Origin of the sequence: Texcoconibacillus texcoconensis (assembly GCF_014202575.1) — a bacterium.
Lineage (GTDB): Bacteria > Bacillota > Bacilli > Bacillales > Salisediminibacteriaceae > Texcoconibacillus > Texcoconibacillus texcoconensis.
This window is the reverse complement of record NZ_JACHHB010000009.1, coordinates 147,088-154,393: the sequence shown is the minus strand read 5'-3', so window position 1 is coordinate 154,393 and position 7,306 is coordinate 147,088. Positions and strand designations below refer to the sequence as shown.

Below are 7,306 nucleotides of genomic sequence, written 5' to 3'. Positions count from 1 at the left end.
GAAAAACATCACTCAACTTATTGAACCGCCGTATACGAGATCCGTACGTACGGTGGTGTGAGAGGACGGAGGGGCGAACCCTCCTCCTACTCGATTAACTAAAACGAGGTTGATTCAACTCATATTGATACGACAATCGTTTCCGATAAGCCCGATGTGTTTTTAATGGGGAAGTAGAGCATAAATTACAAATTTTTTGAAGGAAGTGAGGTGAGATTCAACAACATACAGGCGTTATATAGAGAGAACGCACATTATATTCATACAAATTATCAATTGATTTTTTTGGATATACTTTATTGATCCCTCATACATTGATCACAGGAACTAATCAACAGAGCAAAATAAATGAGGGGATTTTCAGTATCGAAAAAGTGGCATTTTCTTAAATGTAAAGGTTGGAATATGGAAGACGACACTCACGTATAATTTAACTTGGTATGCTATCTACGCTTTTAAAGTTAGTGATGGACCTTGTCTCACAATCAAATTTAACCCAGGCTCTTATTGGTGGAGAGGGGGATCAACAATTGTTTTTTAAAACGATACGCTTCTTTTCGTAAATTTTGTTGGTTTAAAGAAATATATATTTGAATTAAAAGTAAGTAGTAAAGTATCGTTTAGATTATTTTGGGGGGGATTGTTGTTGTTTAATATATTTTTAATTATACATATTGTTACTGGTTTTATTTGCTTAATCAGTGGTGTAATCGCGATGTCTTCCAGAAAAAAGAGAGGCAAACATACATTATCAGGTGAAATATATCATTGGTCATACGTTTTAGTATTTATAACTACTATTGTTATGTCCATTATCCAGTGGGAAGAGAGTGCTTATCTCTTTTATATTGGTTTTTTTTCTTATGGACTTGTTTTGTTCGGTTATTTATCGTCAAAAATTAGGTGGAAGAATTGGTTAGGTTCACATATAGGAGGAATGCTTGGTTCTTATATTGGAATAGTCACTGCAACTATCGTTGTAAATGTACCTAAAATTCCTGTTTTGAATGAACTACCACCACTTTTGTTTTGGTTGTTACCAACAATCATAGGTACACCGTTAATTTTTAGCGTAAGAAATAAATATAAGACTAAAAACAAGTAATATATGAACTTATATGAACCCGTCCGTGTAGGACACCAACTTCTTATAGAAGTTAATCACCTGCAAAGATTCACAGAAGTTTCTTTGCCTCTCTAATTGTTTACTCATTAATGTTAGTTGTATAGATGATTGGATTGACTGAGGACGGAACATCAAGAAACGTAAAATGTTTCGCCAACGAGTGAACTTACGTGACCACCAACATAGAACCTGAATCGTTGACGATAGTCTTCTTCTGTCACATCAACAACGAGGTAAATCACTTCATTGGTTACATCATTACGCCGAAGTTTAATGGATGTTCCACCAAGGTAAAAGGTGAAATACCTAGCAGTTCTCGTTGTTGCCAAGTTCGAATACCCTAATTTCCTCTTGTGTTTTTTTGTCGTATCGTGTAGCTTATGAAAGGTGATAGTAAAAACAACAAGAATAAGGAGGATTCAAATGTTCCGAACAAAAACATTTAAATTTGGCGTAACATCCGTTGCGTTATCATTAGCTCTTGCAGCTTGTGCAAGTGAACCAGACGAAGGCGCAGGGGATATAGGTGAGGTTGTTGAGACAGACGACCTGATTATTTCCAACTTGTCAGATATTGAAGCGATGGATCCTCACGGCGTGGGGGATACGCCATCAAGTAATGTACAGACAAATGTATTCGAACCACTTGTTTATCAAGACAAGGATATGGAGTTACAACCGCTTCTCGCTGAAGACTGGGAAGCTGTAGAAGAAAATGTATGGGAATTTACATTACGTGAAGACGTTACATTCCACGACGGATCGGAGTTCAATGCAGAGGTAGTAAAAGCAAACATTGAGCGTATTTTGGATCCAAATGTTGGGTCACCACGCCAATTCTTATATGAAATGATTGAAGAAGTGGTCGTTGTTGACGATTATACTGTTCAATTTGTGACAGAATATCCGTTCTCTCCTCTTCCAGCGCACCTGGCTCATACTGGTGGTTCCATGGTCAGCCTTGAGGCAATTGAGGCAGATTATGCGAAAATGGAAGAAGATGGGCAACCAGGAGAATATATTAATGACAACCCAATTGGTACAGGTTTCTTTGAATTTGAAGAATGGGTATCAGGAGAAAAAGTTGTTTTAAATAACAATGAAGATTATTGGGGTGAAAACGCGAAGGTTGATAGTGTGACCTTCCAAGTAACACCAGAAGACCAAACACGAATTGGTGAACTTGAAACGGGTGCCGTTCATATTATTGACCCAGTTAGCCCAAGTGACCATAGTCGTATCAGCTCTGGTGAATCCACGTTTGTTAATGAGGAAGATAGCTTGAGCTTATCTTATATTGGTTTTAACGTAGAAAAAGAACCATTTGACGATCCGAAAGTAAGACAAGCTATTTCAATGGCAGTCGATAAAGAAGTGATTGTTGATGGCCTATTAGAAGGGTTTGGTACACAAGCAGTCTCACCAATTGGACCAAACGTTTTCGGTTTCAGTGATGAAGTCACTCAGTTAGAGTATGATGTTGAAGCGGCACAAGAACTTCTTGCAGAAGCAGGTTACGAAAATGGATTTGAAACAACAATTTGGACGAACGACAGCCGCGACCGTCAAGACATTGCAGAAATCGTTCAATCGCAATTAAGTGAAATTGGTATCGGCATTGATATTGAAGTGATGGAGTGGGGGGCTTACTTAGACAACACGGCACAAGGTGAACATGAAATGTTCATCAACGGCTGGTCTGCTGTAACTGGTGATGCGGACTATGGTTTATATGCACTATTCCATTCTTCAAATCACGGTGGAGAAGGTAACCGTTCATTTATTGACAATGAAGAAATCGATAGCCTTCTAGATCAAGGCCGTAGAGAAGCAGATCCAGCAGCTCGTGAAGAGGTCTATGAACAGGTATTGGAAGTTTTAGCAGAAGAAGCTCCATTTATTAATCTTTATCACCAAACATACCTTGTAGGTTTGCGTGAAGAAGTTCAAGGCTTCAGTCATCATCCGAATGGATTGTTCCTACTTCAAGATGTAACAATTGAACAGTAAGATCTAAAAAGCTGAGAGTACTAACTCTCAGCTTTTTTTTGAGAAATAAGGAATGGTCATCCAAAAGGTATGCTGGTTTTCATGTGTTTCAATACCGACATTTCCGTTGTGTGTACCAACAATGATCTCTTTGACAATGGAGAGTCCAAGACCAGTTCCTTCTGTTTTTCGTTGTCTTGAACGGTCCACTTTATAAAAACGTTCAAATAGCCATTCACGCTCCTCCTCTGGAATAGGTTCCCCGGGACCTGTTACAGAGATAAAATAATCACCTTGTCTCTTTTTTCCGTGTAATAAAATCTCGCCAGTTCCATCGTAATATTGTATTGAATTTTGGATCAAGTTCATCATCGCTTGATGAACTTCTTTTTCATCGATGAAGAGTGTTGCTTCATCTACACATATGTCATAAATAATATTTCTTTTCTCAAATTCAAAATTGAAAAGGTTCATACAATGAGTAAGTACTTGATCAATCCGCGCGTTTTTCTTTTCGTTAGACTTGACACAGTCATTCCATTCATCTAGCTCATTCAGTTGATTAATCATCTGAATAACTCTCTCTGATTCTTTATGGAGGGAGTCATATAAAGATGGAGAACCGACGATCACTTCATTTTTAAGCCCCTCTAAATACCCATTAATATTAGATAAAGGAGTTCTTAATTCATGAGCCATATCACCAAGCATTTTGTTGCGAATATGTTCGTTTTCTTTCAAACGGTCAATCAGCTCATTAAAGTTGTGGGTAAGTTCACCGATTTCGTCATCTTGTTCAATGTCTATCGGTGAAGGGTATTGGCCATTTTTTAAAACCTTCGTTGAACTGGCTAGTTTTCGAACAGGATTAAGCATTTTTTTTATCATTGAAAAGTGAAGGACGCTACCGATTAAAATCACCAAAGGACTCATCCATAGCAAGTACGTATATAACGTTTCATTAAATGACGTTTGCGTTGACTCATCAACATTAGGTATTTGTTCAACAAGATAGCAAGCTGTGTTGTAAATGATCAAACTACTAATGATGACGAGGGTTGTCATCAAAAGGATATTCGTTCCTGCTAACCTCCATAACATGCCTGTTTTTTTCCATGGAAGTGGATTTTTTTTAAACAACAAAACGATACCCCATTCCACGGACGGTTTGTATTCGTTTAGGTTGAGAAGGGATCACTTCAATTTTTTCACGAAGTTTTTTAATATGCGCGTCAATCGTGCGGTCCATAATCGATGTGTCAGCATGGGGGTGGATTTGTCGAATGAGTTGTTCACGTGATAAAACGATATTTGGATTTTCCATAAAGTAAAAAAGTAAATGGAATTCGTATTTTGTGAGCGTTAAGATTTCCCCCTGAAGCCAAACTTCACCTTTGCGAGGTTTAATGGTGAGTCCATCATAACTAATTTTTTGACAGAACTGGCCACCTCTTCGTAACACAGCTTCGACTCTTGCCATAAGTTCTTCAGGACTAAAAGGCTTGATGACATAATCGTCTGCGCCGATTTTTAAACCATGAATTTTTTCTTCTGAACTGACTTTAGCTGTTAACATAATAATAGATACTTCATTTCTTTCTTGTTCCTTAATCCACTGACAGACTTCTTCCCCACTTAATTTAGGTAACATCAAATCAAGAATGACAAGACAAGGGGAATGGATGAGGAATTGATCTTTTGCTTCTTCTCCATCACTGGCTGTAAAGACTTGATAACCTTCTTTTTCTAAGTGGATCTGGACAAGCTGACGAATCATCTCATCATCTTCGACGACAAGGACTTGTTGTTTCATCAATGTTACTCACCTAATTTCTATACATGGTTATTTACATTTTAATTCATTTCTGCAAATGTTTGAACGATCATGTCTTCATTCATAGGTCCGAGCTGAATAAGTTGTATTCTACCTTCTGTATCAATCATAAAAGAGGTCGGGACAGGTTGGATCTCATATTTGTCCGCGACTTCGATATTTTTATCTAGCATGATTGGAAATGTTAGTTCAAAATCATCCACGAAAGTATCAACGGTTTCAATACTCGTTTCAGTCTCAGTTAAATTTACTGCTAAAATTTCGATGTCATGATCTTCATACACTTGTTGCATATCTGGCATCTCCGCTCGACAAGGTGGGCACCACGTCGCCCAAAAATTTAGCATGATTTTGTCTCCTCGAAAGTCCGAGAGCTTTTTGACGTCACCATCAAGCGTTTCTAATTCAAAATCGGGAGCAAAATCTCCTTGACTAATGCCAACTTCATCACTTGGCGGTTCGTTAATATCTACTGAATCTTCATTTGCTTCAGGGCGTTCTTGGACATTATTATTCGTCGTGCTGTCTTCATGATCAATAATTGTCCAACTTATCATTGCGATTAGTAAAATTGATATAAGAATTTTTATTTTCAATGATTACACTCCTTCATTCTAATATTAAGGAATCTATCCTAAATTTTCTAACCATGTTCCTTCGATAAGGCGTAAGATAAAAATCGAGATTTCTGTTAATTGACCGGTGAACAATAGTGTTCCCATTAGGATCATGATGGCGCCACCAATTTTCATAATGGTGTTGCTATATTTGCGGATCCAACGTGTTGAACCAAGAAAGACGGTCAAGATGAGAAAGGGTAAAGCGAAACCGATGATATAAACGACGGTATAAAGTATTCCTTGCGAAGGGTTACTTGCCGCTAGCATTAAAATTGATGCGAAAATTGGGCCGATACAAGGTGTCCAACCTGCAGCAAATCCCATGCCGACAAAAGTTGAACCGATGTACCCAGCTGGTTTTTTAGCAACATTCAACCTACGTTCTTTCATAAGCCAATCGAATCGAACCACCCCAGCAACAAACAGTCCCATAAATACCATGAATATCCCTGCGAATCGTTGGAGTAAATGACCAGTGTCACCTGCTAATAATCCTTGAATCCAGTTGCCAAAGTAAGTCATACCAACGCCTAAACTGAAGAAGATCATTGAAACGCCGAATAGGAAAAAGAAAGCATGAACCAATAATTTTGAGCGGACTTTTAGGTCTTTATTGGATTCTAATTCCTTTACGCTCATCCCTGTGATATAGGAAAGAAAGGCTGGAAAAAGTGGCAGTGTACATGGTGAAATAAATGAAATGATGCCAGCCCCTAAGGCAGCCCATATCGTAATGTTAGCTAAGTCTTCCATTTGAATAACCTCTGCTTTCGTTCAAATTGATTTAAAAGTGCAATGAAGGTTCCTATGAATAAAAGAAAATAAAAAAACACATTTGTAATCGGGACACCGAAAAAGAGAGGATGGGTCATAAACGAACTCACCATTAGTTGGGAAAAAACCCATAGAAAATAGATAGTTAAGACGTGTTTTGAAGATTTTTCAACTACTTGTAAGGATAGAATCCATACTAAAAAACAAGCTGAAAAAAACATCATATACAATGAAACGGGATGATTCGCCCAAGGGGAAATCTCGGCAACCCATCCTTTCACAGATTCCCCTTGCGTTTGTTCAAAAAAAGCATATAAAAAAGAAGAGCTAAATAGTGGAGTTAACAGTGCGTGTAAGTACAGGTGTATAGGGATATTTTTCTGAACGCTTGCGTACACAAAATAACCGATTACAACGAGAATACTCAAATAGAGCTCTTGACCCCCACTAGGATAACTCAACACGGCTAATGGATCAGATAAAAATGTCTCTATATGAAAAAGAATTGATCCAAATAAAAATGAAAAGATAAACCAAATTACACCATTTACGACTGTTTCACGCAGACTTTTCCAACGATCTTCTTTAAAAGAAGAAACATAAGTTAACAGAAAATAGCCAATGAACAATCCCGTAGCTATGATGAGCCAAGGATATGGAATTAAGAGAGAACCGAGTTGTAATGTTTCATTCAATACATATCACCTTCGTTTTTAAATTTTTGAACGTGGAACCTGTAATTCATACATTAAAGGTGTTTTGTGAAAGTTTGATGAAAATGGAGGGGATTCTTGCCACCTGTAGAACGTCATAATTTTAGTCGTAGCTTAGCTGAGACTAGCTGTTTTATAGTGGTATTAGGAAAGGGGTTAATTTTACATACAATGTGTCATAAAAGGTGGGGGAACTGTTCTTAGTAAGTCGCTTTAAGGAGCTTGATTTGAAGAAAAAAATGAAATGGTT

At 37.7% G+C, this 7,306-nt stretch carries 7 protein-coding genes and 1 pseudogene; 2 read left to right on the top strand and 6 right to left on the bottom strand.

Going from position 1 to position 7,306, the window contains the following annotated elements:
- Nucleotides 1-646: 646 nt before the first annotated feature.
- Nucleotides 647-1,105: a DUF2306 domain-containing protein gene (locus tag HNQ41_RS10990; RefSeq protein WP_425506988.1), complete on the top strand. Its 459-nt coding sequence runs from the start codon at nucleotides 647-649 to the stop codon at nucleotides 1,103-1,105.
- Nucleotides 1,106-1,249: 144 nt separating this feature from the next.
- Here HNQ41_RS10990 and HNQ41_RS10985 read toward each other — a convergent pair.
- A pseudogene (locus HNQ41_RS10985) lies at nucleotides 1,250-1,434 on the bottom strand (IS256 family transposase); the annotation flags it as partial.
- Between the two features lie 115 nt (nucleotides 1,435-1,549).
- Between HNQ41_RS10985 and HNQ41_RS10980 the strand changes: the two are divergent.
- A complete protein-coding gene (locus tag HNQ41_RS10980) occupies nucleotides 1,550-3,136 on the top strand; it encodes a glutathione ABC transporter substrate-binding protein (protein ID WP_184664476.1) in 1,587 nt (528 codons plus the stop codon).
- Nucleotides 3,137-3,163: 27 nt separating this feature from the next.
- On the opposite strand, the gene HNQ41_RS10975 is transcribed toward HNQ41_RS10980, so the two are convergent.
- Genes HNQ41_RS10975 through HNQ41_RS10955 form a run of 5 tightly spaced genes read right to left on the bottom strand, consistent with a single transcriptional unit; the run spans nucleotide 3,164 to nucleotide 7,038 of the window.
- Nucleotides 3,164-4,255: a sensor histidine kinase gene (locus tag HNQ41_RS10975; RefSeq protein ID WP_184664475.1), complete on the bottom strand. Its 1,092-nt coding sequence runs from the start codon at nucleotides 4,253-4,255 to the stop codon at nucleotides 3,164-3,166.
- Nucleotides 4,248-4,928 (bottom strand): response regulator transcription factor, encoded by a 681-nt coding sequence (locus tag HNQ41_RS10970; protein WP_184664474.1) that lies wholly within the window; start codon nucleotides 4,926-4,928, stop codon nucleotides 4,248-4,250. The genes HNQ41_RS10975 and HNQ41_RS10970 overlap by 8 nt, the downstream gene beginning before the upstream one ends.
- 41 nt (nucleotides 4,929-4,969) lie before the next feature.
- On the bottom strand, nucleotides 4,970-5,545 hold the full coding sequence (locus tag HNQ41_RS10965; RefSeq protein WP_246421629.1) for a redoxin domain-containing protein: 576 nt from the start codon (nucleotides 5,543-5,545) through the stop codon (nucleotides 4,970-4,972).
- Nucleotides 5,546-5,578: 33 nt separating this feature from the next.
- On the bottom strand, nucleotides 5,579-6,322 hold the full coding sequence (locus HNQ41_RS10960) for a cytochrome c biogenesis CcdA family protein (protein ID WP_184664473.1): 744 nt from the start codon (nucleotides 6,320-6,322) through the stop codon (nucleotides 5,579-5,581).
- Nucleotides 6,310-7,038, bottom strand: coding sequence for a hypothetical protein (locus tag HNQ41_RS10955; protein ID WP_184664472.1), 729 nt, complete (start codon nucleotides 7,036-7,038; stop codon nucleotides 6,310-6,312). Before HNQ41_RS10955 ends, HNQ41_RS10960 begins: the two co-directional genes overlap by 13 nt.
- Nucleotides 7,039-7,306 lie beyond the last annotated feature (268 nt).